Below are 24065 nucleotides of genomic sequence, written 5' to 3' on the forward strand. Positions count from 1 at the left end.
TTACAGTAAACCCTTAGGGCAAGCTGTTCCTAGTTAATTCGTGTACATATATGTACAAAAAGGGCCATAATAACAAGGTATTGCGAGACAGCGCGGCCCGCATGTTGCGCTTTTTGACTCTCTTGGAGGAATGCCGTGCGTCGTTTTTTGATTAGTCTACTGCTGATTTTTTCCCTGCTGTTGTTGGCTTTTGCGGTCACCGAGCCGGCATTGACCATAGAAGCGAAAATAGCCAAGTCAGAGCTGGCCAACAGTGCCGTGGAAGCCATCACCGAGGACAGCGACAGCCAAAGTCGTTATATGCTCCATACCTTGTCGCAAATGCTCGGTTTGGACCGTCTCGAGGGGCATATTGAGGCCTATGGTAAAACCCGCAGCATCTGGGGTACTGTGGTGGAGTTATATCAACATGATAATGTCCTGGTGGCCGTGCTGGTGGCAATGTTTTCCGTGGTGGTGCCGCTGTTTAAATCCAGCTTGCAATTTGCCGTCTTGCTGCTCGGGCCAAGGCCTGTAGCAGAACGTATGCAAGGGCTTAGCGCAAAGCTGAGTAAGTGGAGCATGGCCGATGTGTTTGTGTTGGCGTTGATCATCACCTACCTGGGCGGCAATGCAGATGGCCACTTTGGTCAGTTGGTGATGATGGAGGCGCAGTTACATCAGGGCTTTTGGCTGTTTCTCGTTTATTGTCTGGTGTCGATTATCACCAGTATTGTTTTACATCAGCAGCGCCAGCATTGGAAGAGGGCTTAAAACACCTGCAGTTTTAAGCCCAACTTTTGCCATTGTCTTTGCTCCGTTTCCAGGTCGGCGGCGAACAGGCTGTGCTCCCTGAGCCACTTATCCCTAAACTCCAGGCATAATGAATGGCCATCCACGGTAATAGCAAACTGGGGTTTGCTGAGCGCCTGACGCTTACGATTAAGCAGCACCGCCAGACGAAACAGCGCTATTAGTCTATACAGCGTGGCCTGTGGCAGGTGGATAAAGTCGGGCATGTCTCTGAGCTTAATTTTCTTGCGATAGAATCGGGTTAAGGTTGCCAGCAGCCGCTGTTGCTCCTGGGTAAAGCCGGGGAGTTGGCTGTTGGCAATGATATAGGCGCTGTGTTTATGTAATCCGGAGGAATTGATGCTCAGGCCCACCTCATGCAGTTGCGCGGCCCACTTCAGGGTGGCTAAATCCTCTTCACTCAATTGCCACGGCGTGGCAAGGTGAGGAAACAGCCATTGTAAGGAGTCACAGACATTGGCCGCATGCTCGGTATCGACCACATAGCGAGCACTTAGGCTGGCTATGGTGGTAACGCGAATATCCTTGTCTGTGAGTTTTTCATGCAATTCGTGCAGCAGGCCCTCACGTAGCGAGTAATCGCAATAATTGAGTTTATCCAGGTGCAATGAGCGCATCACAGCGATCAGTATGGCCAGGCCACCGCAAAAGGTGGCGCGACGTTCGGCGACCAGCTCGCTATAGGGGAGATGGTCGATATGACCGGCTGCACAGCTACCGTTCATCAGTTGCAGTAAATCGTTCAGGGTCAAAGCCTGATTCAAGTCACCCTCATGGCATATGGCGGTGAGGACTTTGGCTGTGCCCGAGGTGGCAAGCACATGTTGCCAGCCTAACTGGCCATAAGTATTGGTGATCGACTCCAACTCCTGTTCGGCACGCAAAATGGCGCGTTGAAAGCGCTTTTTGCTGATCCGGCCATCAGCAAAAAACTGCTGCGAATAGCTGACGCAGCCCATGTTGCGGCTACTGAGCGCCAAGTGCTGATGGTGTTCGCCGATCACCAGTTCGGTGCTACCACCACCTATGTCTATGACCAAGCGGCGACCATCATGATGCAGATGTTGAGCCACTCCTTGGTAGATAAGACGTGCTTCTTCCTGACCGGAAATCACATCGATATGAAAGGGAAAAATGGCCCGTGCACGTTGCATAAAGCGTTTGACGTTGCGTGCCCGGCGCAAGGTATAGGTGGCTACCACCTTAACATTGGCGGCGGGAAAGTCAGCCAGGGTCTGGGCAAATTGCTTAAGCACGGCCACCGCCCTGTCTATGGCCTCGTCGCTCAGACAGGCGCGCTGATCTAAACCGGCGGCGAGGTAGACTCGCTGTTTTTCCTTGTGTAAGACCTCGAAGCGGCCATCAACTTCACGGGCCAACAGCAGATGAAAGCTGTTCGAGCCTAGGTCAACGGCGGCATAGGTGGTGGGCTCATTGGTTGGCACGGCTGCTTTCCCATTTTTTCAGGTAATCATGTATGGCTATTTGCGAGCGGATCTTCTTCTTATTGCCGCGACGCACATAGTGATTTTGTTGTTGCGCATCAATAATACGGGCTTTACTGCGGTCGCGCCATTGCAGCTCGAGAATATCGATGATCACTTGTTGCAGCGCCGGGCTATAAATGGGCACGCCCACTTCAACACGATGATCCAGGTTGCGGGTCATCCAGTCGGCGGAGGAGATAAACACCTTGCTTTGCTCATATTTCCCGAACACCATGACTCGTGGGTGCTCTAAAAAGCGATCCACTATGCTGATCACCTTAATATTGTCGCTGAGGCCTTTAATGCCGGGGACCAGGGAGCACATGCCACGAATAATCAGGCGTATTTTGACTCCTTGTTGTGAGGCGAGATAGAGCTTATCGATCAGCTCTTTATCAACCAGGTTGTTGATCTTAATAAGAATGCTTCCATTGCGTTTAAGCTGACACTGCTCTTCAATCAAGCTGTAGATGCGTTCACGGGCATTCACCGGTGACACCATCAGGTGCTCGAAATTAAACGGCTTGTAGCTGTGTTCGATAAACTTAAAAACATTATCGCATTCGTCACAAATGGCAGGATCTTTTGTGAACAGGCTAAAGTCGGTATAGATCTTCGCGGTTTTCTCGTGGAAGTTACCCGTGCCTATGTGGGCATAGGAAACAATTTGCCCCTGCTCCTTACGGTGGATCACACACAACTTGGAATGCACCTTCAAAGACGGAATACCAAAGATAACCTTGATCCCGGCTTCGTCGAGGGATTTGGCCCACTGAATATTGTTCTGCTCATCGAATCTGGCCTTGAGCTCCACCATCACGGTCACCTTCTTGCCGTTTTTGGCGGCATTGACCAAGGCCCCAATCAAGCGCGACTGGTTGGCAACGCGATAAATATTGACCTTGATATGCACCACATCCGGATCGAATGATGCTTGGCGCACATAGTTCAAAAAATGGTTAAAGGTGTGATAGGGGTAGTAGAGCAAGATGTCTTCATGGCTGATGGCATCAAACACGCTGCTAAAGCGCTCGAAGGCATGGGAGCGAAGGCTTGGCAGCGGGCTGTTTTCCAAATAGCGACGCCCCACATTGGGAAAAGCCAAAAAGTCGCGGAAGTTACGATAACGGCCACCGGGAATAAGGGCATCAAAGCGGTTGATACCCAAACGCTTACGCAGCGCCTTGTGCATTTCGCTGGGCATGGTGTGGTCATAAACCAGGCGCACCGGCTCGGAGCGTAGGCGCTGTTTCAGGCCCTTGGACATCTTATCCAATAAGCCCTCTTCGATTTCATCATCCAGGTTGTACTCGGCGTCGCGAGTCAGCTTTATGGCGTAGCCACGAATGGTATCGAAGTGAAAAAAGTTGCCGAACACGTCTTTGAGAAAATAAAGAATAATATCATCGAGCAGCACTATGGTTTTCTGGCGTCGGGTTTTTTCCGCCGGCAGCACCACAAAGCGGGGCAGGCGGTTGGTGGGCACCTCCAGCAGCGCATAGTGATTTTTATCATCCTGCATTTCCACAAAAAAATAGGTCATGGTGTCGTTAATGTGACCAGAGTAGTTCTTGTTTTGGTCCACTAGGATAGGCGATAAGTGCTCGAGCACCTCGGCCTTAAAGTAGTCGCCGAGCCACTGCAAATGAAAAGGGCTAAGTTGCTCCGGACGTTTCACATGAATATTGTGCTCGGTCAAGGTGTTGAGGATGGCATCATAGGCAAGATTAAAATCATGGCCCAGAGTTAACACCTTGTCCTGAATTTGCTGCATTAAGGCTTCATCTTCGTCGAAATTGGCGTCAGGCAGCTTATTAAGAAGAATACGGCGCTTTACGTCGGCAACCCGTACCTGGAAGAATTCATCGAGGTTATTGGAGAAAATTCCTAAAAAGCGAATGCGCTCGATAATGGGGTTATTGGTATCCCTGGCTTCTTGCAATACCCGCTCGTTAAACGATAGCCAACTCAGCTCCTTGGGATAATAGCTGGTGACGTGCAGGTCGACTGGTTCCATGTTCATAACACACTCAGATTAGAGGCTGGCTAAGTGCGTTAATTTATTGCGGAAATATGACCGGAATATGACATGGGCACTGGCCAAGGCTATTCCGGTCGCAGGTGTTTGAGGCTAGTTTTCGATATCCACTATGACATCTGGGGTAATGGACTCAAGGGCTTCAATGACCACGTCTCGGCTCATTCCCGGCGGCAGTGAAACGGTCGCCATGGCACTGAAAATGGGCACTCCCCAGTTCGGCGCACTTTGCTGTTTTGAGGTGAGATGGGTGATATTCGCTCCCTTATGGCGGATCACCGTGGCTAGCTCTTGCACTATGCCGGGGCGGTCATTGCCGGTGATCACCAGATTAATCTGTTCGGCGGTTGTAGCATCGGAGAGCTCACCAGATTCAACGCGAATTTCCAAATGAGCGATGCTGTGCAACGAATCTTGTAACTCGCGCAGATGCTCTTCGGCCACTTCGACCTGGACGATTCCGGCAAACTTACCGGCTAGATGGGAAAGGTTACTGGCCAGCCAGTTACCATGGTGACTAAGGATAATGGAAGCAAGGTCTTCTAAGAGGCCGGGACGGTCTTGGCCGATTACGGTTAAAACTAACTGCTGCATAGGTTACTGTCTCTTTATTATTGTGAGTGAAAAGCCCATTTAAGGGAGCATATATAAACCTCAGTAAAATCGTTAAGGTAATGTTTATTATGAAGTTTTGAAATGGTTTGAATATTTATTCAAATCTTACATCAGCAAGTATTGACCCCATTTTTAAGTTTGTCCAATTGTTTGCAACAAGTTGCTTAAATCCTGAACACTGTGTGCGGCAGGGATGAAAATTAAGCTTTTCGTAGCAGTTTTGGCGCCATGTAACAAAACTGTCATTTTGATGAAATATAATCCGCGCATCGTAAAGATCTAAGGGTAAGTTGATGACTTCCAATCCGCAAAAACTGTCATTTAGCACGGATAGAAGCCGTCTGTTTAAAGACAAAATAGCTCAGTTTAGTATTACCTCTGGCGGGGTGATGGTACTAGTTGCGCTGTTGCTGATATTTTTCTATCTCCTCTACGTGGTGCAGCCAATTTTTGAATCGGCTCATGTGCAAGAACGTTCAAGCTTCGCAGTAGATCAACAAGAGGTTGTTGGTCTTGGCCTGGAAGAGCAAACCGAAATTGCGTATTTGCTAAAGCGCAGCGGCGCTGTTGATTTTTACAATATTCAAGAGCAAGGTTTTGGTGCCCAGATTGCCGAGCTGACAACGGATTTACCGGCCGCGGTATCCAGCTTTGCGACCAGCGCTCCTCACCTGGGCCTGTACGCCTATGGTTTGGACAGCGGTGAGGTAATGATCGTTAAGCCGAGCTTCAAGGTCAGCTTCCCTAATAACCAGCGTCAGATGACCCCTGTACTTAACTACCCCTTAGGCAGTGAGCCGCTCACGGTTGACGAGCAGGGTGAAGCGATCAAGCGCTTTGCCTTTGCCAAGAGCGAAGACAAGGTCGTAATCGTGGCACTGACCGCCGACAAGCGCGTGGTATTTAGCGCCTATGTGGGTGAAGAAAACTTCATGACCGGTGAAGTGGAGTGGGTTGCCGAGCAAACCGAGCTGGATATCGACGGTCGTATTGATGAGTTGTTGATTTCTCCTGATGGCAGTCGCGTTTTTGTGCGCTCAGCCAACCAAATCTATATTTTCGATAGCCGTTACGCCGATGATGTGCAACTGACCCAGGTTCTGGCGGCGAACGAAGAAAACGCCAATATCGTCTCTGCGCAGCTACTTGCCGGCGCCAACTCACTGATGTTGGCCAATGACAATGGCGAAGTATCGCAGTGGTTTGAGGTCAATACCGATGAGGGTAAGGAATTTAAGAAAATTCGCGCCTTTGAAACCTCAAAGCAAAAAGCCATTAATATATACTCTGAATTCTATCGTCGCACCTTCTTCACTACCGGTGCCAACGGTGAGCTAGGCCTGTATTACACCACCAGTGAAGCCAAGCTATGGCAGGGCAAGGTGGCCGAAGGAGCCATTAAGAACTTTGCCGTTGCTCCGCGTGCCAATGCGGCGTTAATTCTTGCCGATAACAAGGTGAGCGTGCTGGAAATTGAAAACGAGCACCCTGAAGTGACCTGGTCTGGTCTATGGCAAGAAGTTTGGTATGAAGGCTACCCTGAGCCGGATTACATCTGGCAGTCAACGTCGGCCAGTGATGACTTTGAATCTAAATTCTCTTTGGTGCCTATTTCATTCGGTACCTTAAAAGCGGCCATGTACGCCATGCTGTTCGCGGTGCCTATCGCGCTGTCTGCGGCCATTTATACCGCCTACTTTATGTCGAGCGAGCTCCGTAAGGTGGTTAAGCCTACGGTTGAAATTATGGAAGCCTTGCCAACGGTTATCTTAGGTTTCTTGGCCGGTCTGTGGTTGGCGCCGTTAATCGAGGAAAACCTTCCGGCCATTATCGCTCTGCTGGTCTTACTGCCGATAGGTATCCTGGCCACGGCCCTGTTATGGACCAAGCTGCCTGAGCATATTCGCCACCGTATTCCAGAGGGTGCGCACTCGATTATTCTTATTCCTGTGGTCTTGTTTATCGGTTGGTTGTCATTTGCCATGAGCGGTAACCTGGAAGCCTGGTTATTTGGTGGCAACGTGCGTCAGTACATCACCAACGAGTTAGGCATGACCTTCGACCAACGTAACTCTTTGGTTGTGGGTATCGCCATGGGCTTTGCGGTTATTCCGACAATTTTCTCGATTGCCGAAGACGCGGTATTCAGCGTGCCTAAGCACCTGTCTAACGGCTCATTGGCGCTGGGTGCTACCCAATGGCAAACCCTGGTGCGCGTAGTATTACTTACCGCCAGCCCGGGTATCTTCTCGGCTATTATGATGGGTCTGGGTCGTGCCGTGGGTGAAACCATGATCGTATTGATGGCCACGGGTAACACGCCAATTATGGATTGGAGCATTTTCCAGGGTATGCGTACCTTGGCGGCCAACATCGCGGTAGAAATGCCGGAGTCAGAAGTAGGTAGTTCGCACTACCGAATTCTTTTCCTTGCCGCCTTTGTGCTGTTTATTTTCACCTTTGTCTTTAACACGCTAGCTGAGTTTGTTCGTCAGCGCCTGCGTGAAAAGTACAGCTCACTGTAATTAGAGGAGAAACGACATGATAAGACAGTGGTTTAAGTCTGGTTCTCCTTGGATTTGGATGACCGGTGGTGCGGTAAGCATCAGTTTAATTTCGGTAATCGGCCTGTTGGCTTTGATAGCATGGCGCGGTTTAGGCTTCTTCTGGGCCTCACCGGTACACGAATTTCATATTCAGGGCTCGGTAGAGCAGCATACGGTAATAGGTGAAATCTATGACCGTGAAGTGGTGCCGGCCAGTCGTGTACGTCAGTCCGGCGTTGACCTGGGCGACTTTCAGGGTGAAGAGCTAACTCGTTACCTGATCAAAACTGGTAACCGTGAATATGTGGAGTTGGATTTCCGTTGGATTTTGGAAACCGATATCCAAAGTCAATCGACGCCTCACAATTTGGCGGTATTCGAGCGTTCTAAAAACGGTAACTTCTACGGCTATATCGAGCAGGTGATCGAAAACGGTCAGCCGGTACGGGGCGACAAGGTCGAAAAGCTTGAAGAGCTGGTTGAACGTGCGGTGGAGCTTAATGAACAAGCCCTTGATCTGCAAAATGGCGACATTGGTCATATTAACTACGAGCTCGAGCGCTTACGTCTAAAAGAGCGCGCCTATGAACTTGATAACGAGCTGACTCACGAACGCGCGGCAGAACTGGAAGCCCAACGTCAGGCGTTGCGTGATCAGTATAAAGAGCTGGAAAAAACCTTATTCCAACTACGTGATGACGCCAAGCGCGACCAGGTTGTGGTCAAAGACATGCGCGGCGAAATGGTCACTTTGCCTCTTTATCAGGTGCTGGATTTCTGGCTACCAAACGACATGGGCTTTTTCGCTAAGGTCGGCCATTACTTTGGTCAATTAGGCAAGTTTATTGCCGACGACCCCCGTGAAGCAAACACCGAGGGCGGGGTGTTCCCAGCCATCTTCGGTACCGTATTTATGGTTATGCTGATGGCGGTGATTGTGACACCATTCGGCGTGGTTGCGGCCATTTATCTGCACGAATATGCGGCGAAGAACGCGGTGACCAAGATGATCCGTATCGCGGTTATTAACTTGGCCGGTGTACCTTCGATTGTATACGGTGTATTTGGTCTGGGTTTCTTCGTTTACATGCTAGGTGGCAGCATCGACCAATTGTTCTACCCAGAGGCCTCGCCAAGCCCGGTATTCGGTACTCCGGGCGTGATCTGGTCGGCCTTAACCTTGGCCATCCTGACCTTGCCGGTGGTGATTGTTTCTACCGAAGAAGGTTTATCACGTATTCCAAGTCAGGTACGTCAGGGCTCCTTGGCGCTAGGCGCGACCAAGGCGGAAACGCTATGGCGCATTGTGGTGCCCATGGCCAGCCCGGCCATTATGACGGGTCTGATCCTGGCGGTTGCCCGAGCGGCTGGTGAGGTAGCACCACTGATGCTGGTGGGTGTAGTAAAAATGGCACCGACCTTACCGCTTGATGGTAACTTCCCTTATGTGCACTTAGACCGTAAATTTATGCACCTGGGTTTCCATATTTATGATGTTGGCTTCCAGAGCCCGAACGTAGAAGCTGCGCGCCCACTGGTATATGCCACCGCATTCTTGTTGGTAACAGTGATTATTGCTCTGAACATCACGGCAATTGGTATTCGTAACCATTTGCGTGAAAAGTTCCGCGCGCTAGACAACTAATGTAAAGAATTGAGATAGGTAAAAACGTTATGATTACAGTTGCACCCGAAGTAAACGCAGCGAACACGCAAAAGTTGGACTTAACTAATCTGACGCCAGAGCAAACTGCATTACAGATTAAAAACCTCGATCTTTACTACGGCGACAAGCAAGCGCTTAGCGATGTCAGCATGGATATCCCTAAGGGCCAGGTAACCGCCTTTATCGGTCCATCGGGTTGTGGTAAATCGACACTTTTACGTTGTATTAACCGCATGAACGATCTGGTTGATACCTGTCGTATCGAGGGTCAAATCCTGCTGCACGGTGAGAACATTTACGACAAGCGCGTCGATGTGGCGGCACTGCGCCGTAATGTCGGCATGGTATTCCAGCGTCCGAACCCGTTCCCTAAGTCGATTTATGAGAACGTGGTCTATGGCCTGCGTCTTCAGGGTATTAAAGACAAGCGTAAGCTGGATGAAGTGGTAGAGAAATCACTGCGCGGCGCGGCCCTGTGGGATGAGGTAAAAGACCGACTGCACGACAGCGCCTTCGGTTTATCCGGTGGTCAGCAGCAGCGTCTGGTGATTGCCCGCTCTATCGCGATTGAGCCAGAAGTATTGCTTCTGGATGAGCCGACCTCTGCTCTTGACCCCATTTCGACCTTGGTGATTGAAGAGCTGATCAGCGAATTAAAGAACAAATTTACCGTGGTGATCGTTACTCACAACATGCAACAGGCGGCTCGTGTTTCGGACCAGACCGCGTTTATGTACATGGGTGAGCTGATTGAATATGCGGATACCAATACGCTGTTCACCACCCCGAGCAAAAAGAAAACCGAAGACTATATCACTGGTCGTTACGGTTAAGCTGTGATGGGCGTAGCAATGCTTGCTATCATTACTAGGTAAGAATTAAGAAGGCCATTATGGAACACAATATCAATAAGCACATTTCTGGTAAGTTCAACGAAGAGCTGGAAAATGTGCGTAATCATGTACTAAGCATGGGTGGTTTGGTTGAACAGCAACTAAACAGTGCCTTAGACGCCGTAGCCAAAGGCGACGGCGAGCTGGCGAAGAAGGTAAAAGAAAACGATTACCGCGTAAACGCCATGGAAGTGAATATCGATGAAGAGTGTACGCGCATCATCGCCAAGCGTCAGCCGGCGGCGAGCGATTTACGCTTGGTGGTAGCCATTGCCAAAACCATCGCCGATTTAGAACGTATCGGCGATGAAGCCGAGCGTATCGCCAAAGTGGCCTTGGACTCATTCACCAAAGACCAGCAGGGCTTGTTGGTGAACATGGAAAACATGGGTCGCTTGGTATCAAAAATGCTGCACGATGTGCTTGATGCCTTTGCCCGTATGGACGCGCAAAAAGCGTTTGAAGTGCACAAGGCCGATGAAAAAGTCGACCGTGAGTATGAAGCGCTGACGCGTCAGATCATGACCTACATGATGGAAGACCCACGCTCAATTCCACGTGTAATGGAGCTGATCTGGTCGGTACGTTCACTGGAGCGTATTGGCGATCGTTGCCAAAATATTTCCGAATACGTGATCTACTTCGTTAAGGGTAAAGACATTCGCCACGTGTCACAGGATACGATTGCGAAAACCATCTAACGGCTAGAACGGATACCAGGGCAGAAAGGACTTTTGCCCTTTTTTATGCGCATATTTTTCATTGTCTTTGAGTTGGCAAAACAATGATGAATTGGGCATGAAAATTCATGCGTTTGGGTGATTAATAAGGTAAAATTACGCCCGAAGCATAAAGATGCAAATCGAAAATAAATTTACATTAGCCGCGATTCTAGGAGTTATCCTAAGACGCTTCTATGACTTATTTATGACGATTTTATTGCAAACTAAGATTCAAAGGGTCAGTTATGCCTAGTAATGCGTTTTTAGGGGTTTTTGCAAAATCACCTATTAAACCAATCGAAGATCATATTAAAAAGGTGCATAAAGCCAGCGCCATGCTTATTCCGTTTTTTGAACATGTGTTTGAAAAGCAGTGGCATGAAGCGGAAGAATTGCGCCTTAAAATTCGCTCACTAGAACGTGAAGCGGACGAGTTAAAACGTGAAATCCGTCTTAACTTGCCACGTGGTTTGTTCCTTCCAGTTGAGCGTACCGATCTCCTCGAGCTGATCACTCATCAAGATAAGATTGCTAACAAAGCAAAAGACATCGCTGGACGCGTTGTTGGTCGTGAGATGACAATCCCTGAGACCATCCAAAAAGACTTCTTGCAGTACTTATCTCGTTGTGTGGATGCAACAAAACAAGCATCAAAAGCTATCAATGAACTTGACGAGTTGTTGGAAACCGGTTTTCGCGGTCGCGAAGTAACCCTGGTGGAAAAAATGCTTGTCGAGCTTGATGCTATTGAGCAAGACACGGACGACATGCAAATCAGATTGCGTCATGAATTACGTCGCATCGAAGACACAATGAATCCCGTTGACGTGATGTTCTTATACAAGATCATCGAATGGGTGGGTGATTTAGCAGATATCGCTGAACGAGTAGGTGCTCGTTTAGAAGTACTGTTAGCCCGTTAACATTGCCAGGATTTAACCCAGTGAAAGGCTTGGTGTTAAATCACACAAAGTTAAAAAAATAAGGTTTTTCTGATGGATATTATTTCGTCCTACGGTACCGTGTTAGTGCTTGTAGCCGCAGCGGTAGGTTTCTTCATGGCTTATGGTATCGGTGCAAACGATGTTGCCAACGCCATGGGTACTTCTGTGGGCTCTAAAGCTCTAACGATCAAACAAGCAATCATCGTTGCGATGATTTTTGAATTTGCCGGTGCCTACTTGGCTGGCGGTGAAGTAACATCAACGATCCGTAAAGGTATTATTGATGCCGCCCCATTTGCTGATATCCCTGAACTCATGGTTCTGGGTATGATTGCCGCGCTCTTTGCAGCGGGTAGCTGGTTATTGATCGCCTCTTTCCTGGGCTGGCCGGTATCGACTACTCACTCAATCATTGGTGCCATCATTGGTTTCGCCCTTGTTGCCGTGGGCAGTGAAGCGATTCAGTGGACTAAGGTTGCAGGTATAGTGGGTAGCTGGATTGTCACCCCGGCGATATCTGGCTTTATTGCTTACCTTATCTTTATGAGTGCGCAAAAGCTGATCTTTGATACCGAGAAACCGCTTGAGAACGCGAAGCGTTTTGTACCTCTGTATATGGGTCTGGCCGGTTTTGTTATGTCACTCGTGACGATCAAAAAAGGCTTAAAGCACATAGGTATTAACATGGGTGCAGTGGAAGGTTATCTGCTTTCTATCGGCATTGCCGTTGTTATTGCCATTATCGGTAAAATCGTTATCCAGCGCTTAAAGATGGACCCTAAAGCCGACAAGAAAATGCAGTTCAACAACGTTGAAAAAGTGTTTGCGGTATTAATGGTTCTGACCGCCTGTTGTATGGCCTTTGCACACGGTTCAAACGACGTAGCTAACGCTATTGGTCCACTTGCTGCGGTAGTTAACATTGTTGAAAACAATGGTGAAATCGCTAAGAAAGCAGCTCTTGCCTGGTGGATTCTACCTCTTGGTGGTATTGGTATCGTTGTTGGTCTTGCGCTCCTAGGTAAGAAGGTAATTAAAACTATCGGTGAAGGCATCACTCACCTAACGCCTAGCCGTGGTTTTGCTGCCGAGCTTGCCGCTGCCTCTACCGTTGTTATTGCCTCGGGTACTGGTCTTCCTATTTCTACCACGCAAACCTTAGTTGGTGCGGTATTAGGTGTAGGTATGGCCCGCGGTATTGCTGCACTTAATATGGGCGTAATAAGAAATATCGTTGTTTCTTGGGTAATTACATTGCCTGTTGGTGCTGCGCTTGCTATTGTAATCTTCTACGTATTACGAACAGCATTTGGCGTATAAAGCGTAGGCGTCAATCGCCTACCACGACTAAACAGTCTTTTAGCTTGAAAAGATCTCAACGCCCTAGGTGTTGGGGTCTTTTTATTTATGGGCATAAATATGACGAACCTACCCAGTATTAAACAGCTTCAGTATCTCTTAGCCGTACACCAGCACCAGCATTTTGGCCGCGCCGCCGCCGCTTGTTATATCGGTCAGTCGACCCTCAGTAGCGCCATTCAGAACCTTGAGGAAAACCTCGGGGTGCAGCTTATCGAGCGGGAAAACCGCAGCCTGATGTTTACCGCCATTGGCGAGGAAGTGGTCGAAAAGGCGAAGAAGATTATCGATGACACCATGAGTGTTAAAGAGCTTACCCGCAGTCATTTACACCCGCTGAGCGGCTCACTCACGATTGGTATTATTCCCACCATCGCCAGCTTTATTGCCGCGCCCTTGCATTGCTATTGCAAGGCCACCTTTAAAGATCTGGACTTGGTGCTGGTAGAAGACACCAGTGACAACCTGCTCGATAAACTCGAACATGGCCATATTGATATTGCCTTGCTGGCATTGCCCTATGAAACCGGTCGTTTTCATACCCAGGTTCTCGCTAAGGATAAATTTTATCTGGTACATCATAAGGATTACCACCTTGACTCTGAGGTCGATTACAACCAGTTGCCGGAGCACAGTGTCTTCTTGCTCGAACGCGAACATTGTATGACGGGTCATGCCCTCAGTGCCTGTAACTTAGAGCGTGCTAGCTGTATTAATCCGTTTGAGGCCAGCAATCTCCATACTCTGCTTTCCATGGTGGAGTACAAGCTTGGCGTAACCTTCTTACCGCAAATGGCGTTGAATGCCGGGATTTTAGATTCTAAACCTTTGCTGGCGGTGAGTTCGGGCTCCGATGCCCACCGTGATGTGGGTTTAGTTTGGCGTAAAACCACTGGACGTATCGGCGACTTCCGTCTCTTCAGTGATAAGGTCGGCGAGTTTCTTCGCACCTGCTGCACTGTGGGCAGCGAATAATATTTTCAAAAGCGGCTTAGGCCGCTTTTTTTATAAATAAATTAAATTTTTTCAAACTTTTTCCAACTGCCTTGCAACTAACCTAATAACACAATCCATTGATTGCTTAATTACGTGATATTTGACTCAGAACAACGGCTAATAACAAAAGCGCAAAGCGGCAGCAATAAAGCCTGGCTGACCCTGGTGAAACGCTATGAGAAAAGGCTGTATAACCAGTGCCTCAGGCTGCTGCAGCATCCCGACGACGCCCTCGATGTGATGCAGGAAACCTTTATCAGTGCCTATCAAGGTCTGGGTCAGTTTAATGGGCGTAGCCAATTGCATACCTGGTTGTTTCGTATTGCCTATAACAAGTCCGCGGAACATTTTCGCCGTCATCGTCAGCATCAGAATATGGATGAGGTGGTTGAGCCCAGCAGTAACGTACTGCATATGGAGCGCCCGCTAATACAGGCACAGCAAAATCAACACTTGTTAGCCGAGCTCGCTAAATTGCCATTTGAGCAAAGGGTGGTCGTTGAAATGAAGTTCTTCCAGCATTGCACCTTTGAAGAGATTGCTCAGCAGTTGGAGATATCGGCCAATACGGTCAAAACACGTTTGTATGCGGCTTTGGGTCGTTTAAAGCCGCAGCTGGAGGTGAATGATGGCTAAGCAAAATTATCTAGAAGCACTTTTTGTCCGAGCCTTAGAGGGCGAGCAGTTGAGTGCGGATGAAATGGCGGCGTTGGCTGAAGACCCTGTTTTTGGCCCCATGCTCACACAGGCCGAATATTGGCAAGGAGCCGCCAAGCAGTTTGCTGCCCAAGAGGTCCCTCAACACTGGCAGCCAGAGCGACTCTTTCCTGCAGTAACGGCTTCAAGCCAATATTTTCATTGGGTGGCCGCTGGGGTGATGAGCATTGCCATGCTTTTTGGCGGCTACCAGGTTTACGGCACTAATCAGCAGTTGGTGGCGCAAATTCAGCAGCAACAGCAAACGCTGGCAGTCCAAAAACAGCAGATGCAGCAGTTGAGTGATGCCTTGCTGGCGCAGTCGCAGTGGCAAAAGGAAGCCTTGGCAGATATCGCCACTCAAACCGTGGATATTGCCCGCAGCGAGCGACAGAACGCGATGGCTACCCTGGTTGATTACATCAATGCCCAGCGCGCCGAAGATAGCGCCTATTTACGTATGCAGCTCAATGATATTGCAGAACAAATTGAACAACAGCCGCCTTATAGCACGGCTTACAACACAGAGAGTAAATGATGAAAAAATACCTTATAGCAAGCACCGTTGCGCTCGGTGTGTTTTCCTGCACAGGCGTTGCCCAAGCCGGTGAGTTTGATCAGGTACAACGCCAAATTGGCATAGTGGAAAATATCCTTGGCACGGCGTTGAAGCAGGATTTAGAGCAACAGTCGGTGCAGGTGTCGAGTACTTATTTGGCCGAGCAAGGAGTCTTATACCGCATTCGTTTGGATAATCACTTTGTGTTTGTGAGTGAATTTGAGGATATCCCCATACCACCGCTACCATCCGAGGTGGTGATCACCGCAGATTCTGTGACCATGAATGATGGTCATATGGAATTCGTCAATGGCGAAGTCGTCGGCACCGAAACGAAAGAGGTCATTATTTCATTAGACGATATCCGCGAGCAGTCGGAGCAAATGCGTGCTGCCGCAGAGGCGCAAAGAGAGCTGAGCTTTCGCATTCGTGAATTAAACCGTGAGCAGCGTGAGCTGAAAATGCAATCCAAGCTGCAGGACAATGACCAGGAATTTACCGAGCAGTTGCAAGAAATAGAGCGTGAAGTCGTGAAGTTGCGTGAACAGAAAGATGCACTCGATGCTAAAAATAAGGTGCTGGTAAAAGAGGTGAAAGAGAAGCGTTTAAAGCATAAGGAAAAACAAGCGCAACAGCAGCAGGAACAATTACGGAAAGCACTGACCAGTGTCGCGCGAAGCCTCTGTGATTATGGGGTAGGGATGCGTGATATCAGCGACGAGCAATTTGTGAATGTGCAGTTTAGCCAGTCGCGTAATCAGCATATGGCGGTGTTTAAAAAGGCCGATATCAACCGTTGCGTTAGCGGTAAGCTGGACCATAAAGACTTGCTGAGCAGAGCTAAGCAATACGCTTTATAGCAGGCAGGTATGAGTTGCACGCATCAATGATGTACACCCAGACTCAGTACCAAGCTTAACACCCTGTAGTGCGCTACAGGGTTGTTTTTGAGCCAAACTGGTGTTTTTCCAACGCTGGTAAAAACAGCAAGTACACCCATACCACTAAATTAAAGTAGGGCACCAGACCCAGGGCGAGAAAGAGCTTAACTGGATAGCCCTTGCGCTTGGCATGCATATAGCACTGCCCGGCGATAAAGAGGTTGACGCATAAAAGTAGAGTAACTAAAAAAAACATGCCGATTTCCTTTATTAGTAGTCTTCCACACCCCTGAGTACAGGCGGCGACGCGGAGTTCCTGAACCAGTAAACTGGTTTTGCCACATTCCATTGTTGGGCCATTATTAGTTTTATGCCGTGTCACCTTGGCAGCTTGGCCTTTGACACGATTAGCGCATTGATGGTCGCCTTGGTGTCTACCTCGGCAAGTGCCGAGCGTGAGCTCAGGCGGACCATGAACTACTCAGTATAGACAAGCGGCTGCAGAGCAACAGGAATGCTAGCTAAAAAATAGCCAATTGGCACTTAGCCTGATGTTTTTGCAGCGATTATTTTTTGGTTGTTTTCGAGGGCATGAAGGGGGGCTGGCTTGGCAATAAAGTACCCTTGAGCATAATCTACGCCTATTTCTTTAAGCATGCCGTAGATTTCTTTATTTTCCACATACTCGGCAACCGAGCCTTTATCGAGGGAGGCGGCGATGTCATTAATGGCTTTTACCAAGGCGTAGTCTATGGGATCGCGTTGCATGTCGCGGACAAAGGAGCCATCGATTTTAACATGCTGGGCCGGCAGGCGTTTAAGGTAGTCGAAGGTACTAAAGCCGGTACCAAAATCGTCGATTGAAAAATCACAGCCCAGGGCGTTGAGGGCGAGGATCATCTCCCGTGTGGCTTCTAGATTACCCACACTGGCGCTTTCTGTGATTTCAAAAATCACCCGCTTGGGGTCAACGCCGTGGTCATAAAGCATGGTTTTAATATGTGGTAAGAGACGGTCATCGAGTAGAGATTGGGCCGACAGGTTGATAGCAACGCGCTGAATTTCTGGATGTTCGCTTAAATCGCGAATGGCCGAGCGCACCACACATTGATCCATCAGATAGCTGTCATTGAGCATTTCCAGGGCAGGAATAAAGTGGTTGGGGTAGATCAGCTCACCGTCAATACGCAGGCGCAGCAAGACCTCGTAGTAGGCGATGCGCGAGCGCTTGATATCCCAAACCGGTTGATAGTGCAGTTCGATATTGTCCTGCTGCAAGGCTGAGCGTACATTGTGACCCCATTCCAGCCCCGATTGCATGGCATTGCTATGAGAATCGCTGGCATCGTAGCAGTGCACCAGGTTACGGCCTTGGCTTTTGGCTATGTACAAGGCGATATCGGCCTGTTTTAAACACTCGTTGGCATCGTTGTTCTGCACCGATATCTGGGTCACGCCAATGGAGCAGCTGATGGAGTAAATTTGCTCCTGGCATTGAAACTGATGACCGTCAATGGCGACACAGATACTTTCGGCGACCATATGGGCATCAAGCAAGTGAGTGTTGGGCAGTAGGATGGCAAACTCATCGCCGCCGATGCGAAAAATCAGATACTGCTCTTCGATATGCTGTAAAAACAGCTCAGCCACTTCTTTGAGCACGGTATCGCCTTCCTGGTGACCCTTACTGTCGTTGATAATCTTAAAGTGATCCAAGTCGATATAGATCAGCGCATGAAGGTCATCGCCGGCGGTGGCTTGGCACAGGGCGCTGAGCTGCAAATCGAAGTAATAGCGGTTATGCAGCCCGGTCAGGGTATCGTGGAGCGCCAAGTGTTGTAGCTTAAGCTCTGCCTGTTTGCGCTCTTCGATATTATCGATAGAGGCGGTGATCACGGCGCTGTGATTATGATCGCTGACATGCTGAAAACGGCACTCAAACCAAATCAGTTGGCCATTACTGGCCTGCAGCTGTAGCTCTATTTTACGCCGTTTTGCTTGCGCCTTAAACACGGCGTTTAGGGCGGTCTTGAGTCTGGGTTTATGGCCCTCAGAGCAGTAATCTTCTAAGCGCGTGCCAATGCTGTGTTTCAGGCCAAAGCCGGTGTTTGCTTCCCAGGCCGGGTTGAGGAAACTGATGCGCCCGTGCTCGTCGAGTTCCATCACCACGGTATTGAGGTGCATGAGGATGCGCTGGTGCGCTGAGTAGAGTTCTTTGTACTTTTGCTGGCTTTGGCTGAGTTGCGCCACCTTCTTTTCAAATTCGCCGTAGCTGGCGATAAAGTCTTCACGACGAGCGGCATGATCGCATACCTTCATCAATAAAGCGTTATCGTAGGGGCGACGAACGAAGTCGGTCACGCCACTTAAAAGCAGCTGTTCGGCATAATCCGCGTCCTGGCTGTCGATTATGGTCACTATGGCCTGGCTGGGGTTGTGGGCAAGAATGTTCTGCACCAGGGTGTTGGCGCTGGCAGTGTTGGCTACACTGGCGTCAAGTAGAACGATGGCATAATGCCCCTGAAGGTATATATCGAGGGTGTGGGTGGCGCTATCGCACACCTGCACCGCAAAATTAAGTGCGAGGGCATCGCTCATTTGCTGGGCCTTGGCGGCATCGGGCTCTAACAGTAACAGTTTTAATCTGCTCGACTTTTCCAATTGGGTCGAAAGTACCTTGGCCAGGGCCTGTGGTAGTAAATCCTGACGCTCTATGGGCACCACGGCATCGATGCCATAACTGCGCGCCGTGGTTTCGGCAATACGTTCGCAGTAAAACGGAGGTGTCAACACTATGGGGGTATGCTTGGGGGTTTTTAACAGCCCGGAGCGCACCATGCGGGAAAAGCGCCAGCCATCAATTTTGCCCACATCAAGGCCGGTGATCACTAAGCTGACGGGGCGCTCTTTCAGTAGTTGCAGGGCTTGTTGCGAGTTACTTTGTTCAATCACCTCAAAGACATCTAAGCTCCCTAAAGTGCGCTTGACCACCTCGCGCTCGGCGGCGTTGGCATTGATGATCATTAAACTAAGTGGCGTCGCCATGGATACTACCTAAGAGACTTAAATATATGTAAGAACTGTAGGTTATAGTGAATCAAAAGCCTAGACAAGTTAGTGCGCTTGATTTCGGATTGGGGAATCACTAGACTTGGCGCGATTTTCAGCACCCTGGAGAGCCCGACATGCGTGTGGCCGATTTTAGTTTTGATTTACCCGAAGAGTTAATTGCCCGTTTTCCACAAAAGGAGCGCAGCCAAAGCCGCTTGCTTAAGGTGGATGGTAACAGCGGTGCGACCTCTCATCATATTTTCAAAGACATTATCGACTTTATCGAGCCTGGCGATCTTTTGGTGTTTAACAATACCAAGGTGATCCCGGCGCGCATGCACGGCAATAAGGCTTCCGGCGGTAAGGTGGAAGTGCTGGTTGAGCGAGTTTTGGATGATAAGCGGGTTTTGGCTCATGTGCGCTCAAGCAAGTCACCTAAGCCTGGCACCATGCTGCTGCTTGAAGGCAAAGCCGAAATGGAAATGCTCGGCCGCCAGGGAGAGCTTTTCGAACTGGAATTAAAGGGCGAGGGTTCGGTGCTGGAGACCTTGGAACAAATTGGTCATATGCCTTTGCCGCCTTATATCGACCGTCCGGACAATGACGAAGATAAGCAGCGCTATCAGACCGTTTACGGTGAAAAACCCGGTGCCGTGGCGGCGCCGACCGCTGGCTTGCACTTTGATGAAGCGCTGATGCAGCAGCTAAAAGACAAGAATGTTGAGATGGCCTTTGTCACCCTGCATGTGGGAGCTGGCACCTTTCAGCCGGTGCGCGTAGAGAGCGTTACCGATCACCATATGCACTCGGAATACATTGAAGTGCCAGAAGAGGTGGTGGCCGCAGTGCAGGCCGCTAAAGCGCGCGGCGGTCGAGTTATCGCCGTGGGTACAACCTCGGTGCGTTCTTTGGAGTCGGCGGCGAAAATCGGTGGCGGCGAGCTTAAAAGCTACTTTGGCGACACAGATATCTTTATTTTCCCTGGCTACCAATTCAATGTGATCGATGCCATGATCACCAACTTCCACTTGCCCGAGTCCACCCTGATCATGCTGGTCAGCGCCTTCTCGGGGCAAACGCATATTATGGATGCCTACCACGAGGCCATCAAAGAGCGTTATCGCTTTTTCAGTTATGGCGATGCCATGTTCTTAACTAAAAAAACCGCTTCTTAAGAGCGGTTTTTTATTACCCAAAAGTAAGGCCAGGCGTACACCAGGAATTACCCACTATGCAAAGGCCGGTGACTCGCTGGTATTTCTCCCCCTTTTATTTTTTCGATTTGCCCCAATTCATAGTATTGCCGTGCCAAAAAAGGTAGAATCGGACGGTTAAATTGCGCCTGAGTTCGCAACAGTTAAGTAGAGTTGGACTGTTTTTCCGATCGATTGAGGATCACATGAAATTTGAATTAGATACAACCGACGGCAAAGCCCGTCGTGGTCGCTTGATTTTTGACCGTGGTGTAGTGGAAACACCGGCATTTATGCCTGTGGGCACTTACGGCACGGTTAAAGGCATGACTCCTGAAGAGCTAAAAGGCACGGGAGCACATATCTGTTTGGGCAATACTTTCCACCTGATGTTGCGCCCAGGCACTGAGATCATCAAACAACACGGTGATCTGCACGACTTTATGGGCTGGGATAAGCCTATTCTGACCGACTCAGGCGGTTTCCAGGTATTCAGCCTGGGTGCCATGCGTAAAATCTCTGAAGAAGGGGTGTTGTTCAGCTCTCCGGTGAATGGTGAGAAAATTATGCTCAGCCCGGAAAAAGCGATGCAAGTGCAGCGCGATCTGGGTTCTGACATAGTGATGATCTTTGACGAATGTACGCCGTATCCTGCGACCGAAAAGCAGGCGAAAGATTCTATGGAACTGTCGCTGCGTTGGGCAAAACGTTCCAAAGAAGGGCATGGCGATAACCCGTCGGCCTTATTCGGTATCATCCAAGGTGGCATGTATCCAGAGCTGCGTGCGCAATCGCAAGCAGGCCTAGAAAAAATTGGCTTTGACGGGTATGCACTGGGCGGCCTTTCTGTAGGTGAGCCAAAAGAAGACATGATCAACATTCTGGATCACTGTGCCTACAAGATGCCGGAGCAAAAGCCGCGTTACCTAATGGGTGTGGGGAAACCAGAAGACATCGTTGAGGCGGTACGCCGTGGTATCGATATGTTTGACTGTGTTATGCCAACCCGAAATGCCCGTAACGGCCACCTGTTTATTACCGATGGCGTGGTGAAAATTCGTAACGCCGTGCATAAAACAGATACCGCGCCGTTGGATAGCGAGTGTGATTGTCATACCTGTACCAACTTCTCACGCGCGTATTTGCATCACCTAGACAAGTGTAATGAGATCCTAGGAGCGCGCCTGAACACCATCCACAACCTGCGTTATTACCAGCGTCTGATGGAAGGGCTGCGTGAGGCCATTGCCGCGGGAGAACTTGACGCATTCGTGGCGGACTTTTATGCTCGCCGTAATATGCCGGTTCCTGAACTCGCTGAAACAGAATAACTGCCAGCCCGCCTTTGAGCGGGCTTGCGTGTAAATTAAGACATTAAAATTAATAGTTACATACTGAAGGGGAACACCTGATGAGTTTATTTATTGCAAACGCTCATGCCAGCACAGCTGGTGCCGCACCTGCTGGTGGCGGTTATGAAATGCTAATCATGCTGGCTATTTTCGGCTTGGTATTTTATTTCCTAATCTACCGTCCACAGGCTAAGCGTGTAAAAGAGCACAAAAACCTAATGAGCGCCCTGGCCAAGGGTGACGAAGTACTTACGCAAGGTGGTTTAGTGGGTAAAATCACTAAGGTAGCCGAAGACAAAGACTTCGTAACCATCGCCTTAAACGACCAAGCTGAAGTGACTGTACAGAAAGCCTCAATTTCTGCAGTGCTACCTAAAGGCACCATGAAGTCACTATAAAAAGGAAAGATACGTGTTAAATAAGTATCCTTTATGGAAGTATTTACTCGTGCTTTTAGTGCTTGCGGTAGGGGTGCTCTATGCCACCCCTAACATCTATGGCCGTGACCCTGCTATTCAGGTAACGGGCGCCAAAGGTGCCGACGCAACACTAAGCGCATTGGATTCGGTAAATACCATCCTTAGCGAAAATAAAATTGAAACCAAATCGAGCAAGCTCGAAGACGGGCAAATCCTGGTTCGCTTTAAGAACGTAGAACAACAACTAAAAGCTCAGGACATCTTGCGCGACAATTTAAGTGAAGACTACATCTCAGCCATTAATATGGCCCCGGCGCAACCCGAGTGGTTGAAGTCGATTGGCGGTAACCCGATGAAGCTGGGTCTTGACTTAAGTGGTGGTGTGCATTTCACCATGGAAGTAGACATGGTGACCGCAATGGACAATGCACTGAACCAGATGGAGCAGGACTTCCGCGCGGATTTACGTGAAGAAAAGCTACGCTATCGCACCATACGCCGAGTTGCGGGCAGTGATTCTGTGCAGGTTGTTATGCGCAGCGAAGAGGATAAAGGCGCGGCGGAGAAATTCCTGCAAGGCCGTTATCAGGGCTATCTGTTTAGCGACGATAGCAACAACGACAGTGGTTTTGTCGTAACCATGAGCGAGCTGCGCATAAAAGAGCTGCGCGATTACGCCATCAAGCAAAATGAAACCATTATTCGTAACCGTATTAACCAAATTGGTGTGGCCGAGCCAAACGTACAACGTCAGGGTGCTGAGCGTATTATCGTCCAGCTCCCGGGTGTACAGGACACGGCACGAGCCAAAGAAATCCTAGGTGCTACGGCTACTCTAGAGTTCCGCGAAGTAGATCAAGATGCGGATCCGGGCTTGGCCATGCAGGGTCGCGTGCCGCCGGGGACTGAGATCATCATGGACCGTACGGGTCGTCCCGTGGTGCTTAAAAAGCGTGTGATCTTAGAAGGTAGCCATATTACCGGTGCACAATCGAGCCTGGATGAATACCAGCGTCCACAGGTAAATATCTCACTCGATTCTAAAGGTGGCGCCAAGATGGATGCCTTCACCAAGCGTGCTATTGGCAAGCCGATGGCCACGGTATTTATCGAGTACAAGCCATCCGGTGAAGTGGATGCCAACGGTAAAGCCCTGCCGCCGATCAAGGTGGAAGAGGTAATTAACGTGGCCACCATTCAGGCGCGTTTAAACCGCAGCTTCCGTATTACCGGTCTGGATAGCCCGGCTGAAGCCCATAACCTCAGCCTGCTGCTGCGTGCCGGTGCTCTGGTTGCACCGATTCAAATCGTTGAAGAGCGTACCGTAGGTCCGAGCCTGGGTCAGGAAAACATCGAAGCGGGGATGACAGCGGTCGTTCTTGGTTTTGCCTTCGTGCTGGCCTTTATGTTGCTGTACTACAAGGGGTTCGGCATGGTTGCCAACCTGGCGCTTGCTGCCAACCTGATTATGATTGTTGGTGTTATGTCGATGATCCCAGGCGCAGCCCTGACTTTACCTGGTATTGCCGGTATCGTACTGACAGTAGGTATGGCGGTTGATGCCAACGTACTTATTTTTGAGCGTATCCGTGAAGAGCTGGCCGATGGCCGCAGTCCGCAACAGGCGATTCACTTCGGTTACGACAGCGCCTTTAGCACCATTTTTGATGCCAATATTACCACCCTGATTGCTGCGGTTATTCTGTTTGCAGTGGGTACTGGTCCGATAGCTGGCTTCGCGGTAACGCTAGCGATTGGTATTTTGACCTCAATGTTTACGGCGATTGTCGGTACCCGTGCGGTGATCAACTTGATCGTTGGCGGTAAACGCATTGAAAAGCTGTCGATATAGGAGC

General features: G+C 49.5%; 20 protein-coding genes. 15 read left to right on the forward strand and 5 right to left on the reverse strand.

Annotated elements, in window-relative coordinates:
- The first annotated feature begins 135 nt into the window (after positions 1-135).
- A complete protein-coding gene (locus C2M36_RS03485) occupies positions 136-753 on the forward strand; it encodes a paraquat-inducible protein A (RefSeq protein WP_105253712.1) in 618 nt (205 codons plus the stop codon).
- Here C2M36_RS03485 and C2M36_RS03490 read toward each other — a convergent pair.
- The 3 genes from C2M36_RS03490 to C2M36_RS03500 form a co-directional block, all read right to left on the reverse strand.
- The gene (locus C2M36_RS03490) at positions 750-2237 is read right to left on the reverse strand and encodes a Ppx/GppA phosphatase family protein (RefSeq protein WP_105253713.1); all 1488 of its coding nucleotides are present in this window, start codon (positions 2235-2237) and stop codon (positions 750-752) included. The genes C2M36_RS03485 and C2M36_RS03490 overlap by 4 nt on opposite strands.
- Positions 2224-4302 carry a polyphosphate kinase 1 gene (gene ppk1 / locus C2M36_RS03495; RefSeq protein ID WP_105253714.1) on the reverse strand — a complete coding sequence of 693 codons (2079 nt, stop codon included), beginning with the start codon at positions 4300-4302 and terminating at the stop codon, positions 2224-2226. Before ppk1 ends, C2M36_RS03490 begins: the two co-directional genes overlap by 14 nt.
- A gap of 108 nt (positions 4303-4410) precedes the next feature.
- On the reverse strand, positions 4411-4911 hold the full coding sequence (locus C2M36_RS03500; protein WP_105253715.1) for a glycine cleavage system protein R: 501 nt from the start codon (positions 4909-4911) through the stop codon (positions 4411-4413).
- A gap of 314 nt (positions 4912-5225) precedes the next feature.
- Here C2M36_RS03500 and C2M36_RS03505 point away from each other — a divergent pair, with 314 nt between their 5' ends.
- From C2M36_RS03505 to C2M36_RS03550, 10 genes are all read left to right on the forward strand, one after another.
- Positions 5226-7457 carry an ABC transporter permease subunit gene (locus C2M36_RS03505; RefSeq protein WP_105253716.1) on the forward strand — a complete coding sequence of 744 codons (2232 nt, stop codon included), beginning with the start codon at positions 5226-5228 and terminating at the stop codon, positions 7455-7457.
- A 16-nt stretch (positions 7458-7473) separates the two neighbouring features.
- Positions 7474-9123, forward strand: a complete 1650-nt coding sequence (gene pstA / locus C2M36_RS03510) for a phosphate ABC transporter permease PstA (protein WP_105187916.1) — start codon at positions 7474-7476, stop codon at positions 9121-9123.
- A 29-nt stretch (positions 9124-9152) separates the two neighbouring features.
- Positions 9153-9977: a phosphate ABC transporter ATP-binding protein PstB gene (pstB, locus tag C2M36_RS03515; protein WP_105253717.1), complete on the forward strand. Its 825-nt coding sequence runs from the start codon at positions 9153-9155 to the stop codon at positions 9975-9977.
- A 59-nt stretch (positions 9978-10036) separates the two neighbouring features.
- The gene (phoU, locus tag C2M36_RS03520) at positions 10037-10738 is read left to right on the forward strand and encodes a phosphate signaling complex protein PhoU (RefSeq protein WP_105253718.1); all 702 of its coding nucleotides are present in this window, start codon (positions 10037-10039) and stop codon (positions 10736-10738) included.
- A 266-nt stretch (positions 10739-11004) separates the two neighbouring features.
- Positions 11005-11682: a TIGR00153 family protein gene (locus C2M36_RS03525; RefSeq protein WP_105253719.1), complete on the forward strand. Its 678-nt coding sequence runs from the start codon at positions 11005-11007 to the stop codon at positions 11680-11682.
- Positions 11683-11754: 72 nt separating this feature from the next.
- On the forward strand, positions 11755-13023 hold the full coding sequence (locus tag C2M36_RS03530) for an inorganic phosphate transporter (protein WP_105253720.1): 1269 nt from the start codon (positions 11755-11757) through the stop codon (positions 13021-13023).
- Positions 13024-13122: 99 nt separating this feature from the next.
- The gene (locus C2M36_RS03535; RefSeq protein WP_105253859.1) at positions 13123-14037 is read left to right on the forward strand and encodes a hydrogen peroxide-inducible genes activator; all 915 of its coding nucleotides are present in this window, start codon (positions 13123-13125) and stop codon (positions 14035-14037) included.
- Positions 14038-14151: 114 nt separating this feature from the next.
- Positions 14152-14694: an RNA polymerase sigma factor gene (locus C2M36_RS03540; protein ID WP_105253860.1), complete on the forward strand. Its 543-nt coding sequence runs from the start codon at positions 14152-14154 to the stop codon at positions 14692-14694.
- Positions 14687-15292, forward strand: coding sequence for a hypothetical protein (locus C2M36_RS03545; protein WP_105253721.1), 606 nt, complete (start codon positions 14687-14689; stop codon positions 15290-15292). Before C2M36_RS03540 ends, C2M36_RS03545 begins: the two co-directional genes overlap by 8 nt.
- Positions 15289-16173 (forward strand): hypothetical protein, encoded by an 885-nt coding sequence (locus tag C2M36_RS03550; RefSeq protein ID WP_105253722.1) that lies wholly within the window; start codon positions 15289-15291, stop codon positions 16171-16173. The genes C2M36_RS03545 and C2M36_RS03550 overlap by 4 nt, the downstream gene beginning before the upstream one ends.
- A 73-nt stretch (positions 16174-16246) precedes the next feature.
- Here the strand turns inward: C2M36_RS03550 and C2M36_RS03555 are convergent, their stop codons facing one another.
- Positions 16247-16450: a hypothetical protein gene (locus C2M36_RS03555; protein ID WP_105187907.1), complete on the reverse strand. Its 204-nt coding sequence runs from the start codon at positions 16448-16450 to the stop codon at positions 16247-16249.
- Positions 16451-16737: 287 nt separating this feature from the next.
- Positions 16738-19239 carry a two-component system response regulator gene (locus C2M36_RS03560; protein ID WP_105253723.1) on the reverse strand — a complete coding sequence of 834 codons (2502 nt, stop codon included), beginning with the start codon at positions 19237-19239 and terminating at the stop codon, positions 16738-16740.
- A 140-nt stretch (positions 19240-19379) separates the two neighbouring features.
- Between C2M36_RS03560 and queA the strand changes: the two genes are divergently transcribed.
- The 4 genes from queA (at position 19380) to secD (ending at position 24061) form a co-directional block, all read left to right on the forward strand.
- Positions 19380-20420, forward strand: a complete 1041-nt coding sequence (queA, locus tag C2M36_RS03565) for a tRNA preQ1(34) S-adenosylmethionine ribosyltransferase-isomerase QueA (RefSeq protein ID WP_105253724.1) — start codon at positions 19380-19382, stop codon at positions 20418-20420.
- A 224-nt stretch (positions 20421-20644) separates the two neighbouring features.
- Positions 20645-21769 carry a tRNA guanosine(34) transglycosylase Tgt gene (gene tgt, locus C2M36_RS03570; RefSeq protein ID WP_105253725.1) on the forward strand — a complete coding sequence of 375 codons (1125 nt, stop codon included), beginning with the start codon at positions 20645-20647 and terminating at the stop codon, positions 21767-21769.
- An 80-nt stretch (positions 21770-21849) separates the two neighbouring features.
- Positions 21850-22188 (forward strand): preprotein translocase subunit YajC, encoded by a 339-nt coding sequence (yajC, locus tag C2M36_RS03575; protein ID WP_105253726.1) that lies wholly within the window; start codon positions 21850-21852, stop codon positions 22186-22188.
- Between the two features lie 13 nt (positions 22189-22201).
- The gene (secD, locus tag C2M36_RS03580; RefSeq protein ID WP_105253727.1) at positions 22202-24061 is read left to right on the forward strand and encodes a protein translocase subunit SecD; all 1860 of its coding nucleotides are present in this window, start codon (positions 22202-22204) and stop codon (positions 24059-24061) included.
- Positions 24062-24065: the final 4 nt, after the last annotated feature.

Origin of the sequence: Pseudoalteromonas sp. T1lg75 (genome assembly GCF_002964705.1) — a bacterium.
Classification (GTDB): domain Bacteria; phylum Pseudomonadota; class Gammaproteobacteria; order Enterobacterales; family Alteromonadaceae; genus Pseudoalteromonas.

Coding starts and splice junctions, on each gene's coding strand:
- tgt (WP_105253725.1), top strand. CDS start 20,645: ATGAAATTTGAATTAGATACAACCGACGGCAAAGCCCGTCGTGGTCGC.
- yajC (WP_105253726.1), top strand. CDS start 21,850: ATGAGTTTATTTATTGCAAACGCTCATGCCAGCACAGCTGGTGCCGCA.
- C2M36_RS03555 (WP_105187907.1), bottom strand. CDS start 16,450: ATGTTTTTTTTAGTTACTCTACTTTTATGCGTCAACCTCTTTATCGCC.
- ppk1 (WP_105253714.1), bottom strand. CDS start 4,302: ATGAACATGGAACCAGTCGACCTGCACGTCACCAGCTATTATCCCAAG.
- pstB (WP_105253717.1), top strand. CDS start 9,153: ATGATTACAGTTGCACCCGAAGTAAACGCAGCGAACACGCAAAAGTTG.
- pstA (WP_105187916.1), top strand. CDS start 7,474: ATGATAAGACAGTGGTTTAAGTCTGGTTCTCCTTGGATTTGGATGACC.
- C2M36_RS03505 (WP_105253716.1), top strand. CDS start 5,226: ATGACTTCCAATCCGCAAAAACTGTCATTTAGCACGGATAGAAGCCGT.
- C2M36_RS03500 (WP_105253715.1), bottom strand. CDS start 4,911: ATGCAGCAGTTAGTTTTAACCGTAATCGGCCAAGACCGTCCCGGCCTC.
- C2M36_RS03525 (WP_105253719.1), top strand. CDS start 11,005: ATGCCTAGTAATGCGTTTTTAGGGGTTTTTGCAAAATCACCTATTAAA.
- C2M36_RS03560 (WP_105253723.1), bottom strand. CDS start 19,239: ATGGCGACGCCACTTAGTTTAATGATCATCAATGCCAACGCCGCCGAG.
- queA (WP_105253724.1), top strand. CDS start 19,380: ATGCGTGTGGCCGATTTTAGTTTTGATTTACCCGAAGAGTTAATTGCC.
- C2M36_RS03545 (WP_105253721.1), top strand. CDS start 14,687: ATGGCTAAGCAAAATTATCTAGAAGCACTTTTTGTCCGAGCCTTAGAG.
- phoU (WP_105253718.1), top strand. CDS start 10,037: ATGGAACACAATATCAATAAGCACATTTCTGGTAAGTTCAACGAAGAG.
- C2M36_RS03535 (WP_105253859.1), top strand. CDS start 13,123: ATGACGAACCTACCCAGTATTAAACAGCTTCAGTATCTCTTAGCCGTA.
- C2M36_RS03550 (WP_105253722.1), top strand. CDS start 15,289: ATGATGAAAAAATACCTTATAGCAAGCACCGTTGCGCTCGGTGTGTTT.
- C2M36_RS03530 (WP_105253720.1), top strand. CDS start 11,755: ATGGATATTATTTCGTCCTACGGTACCGTGTTAGTGCTTGTAGCCGCA.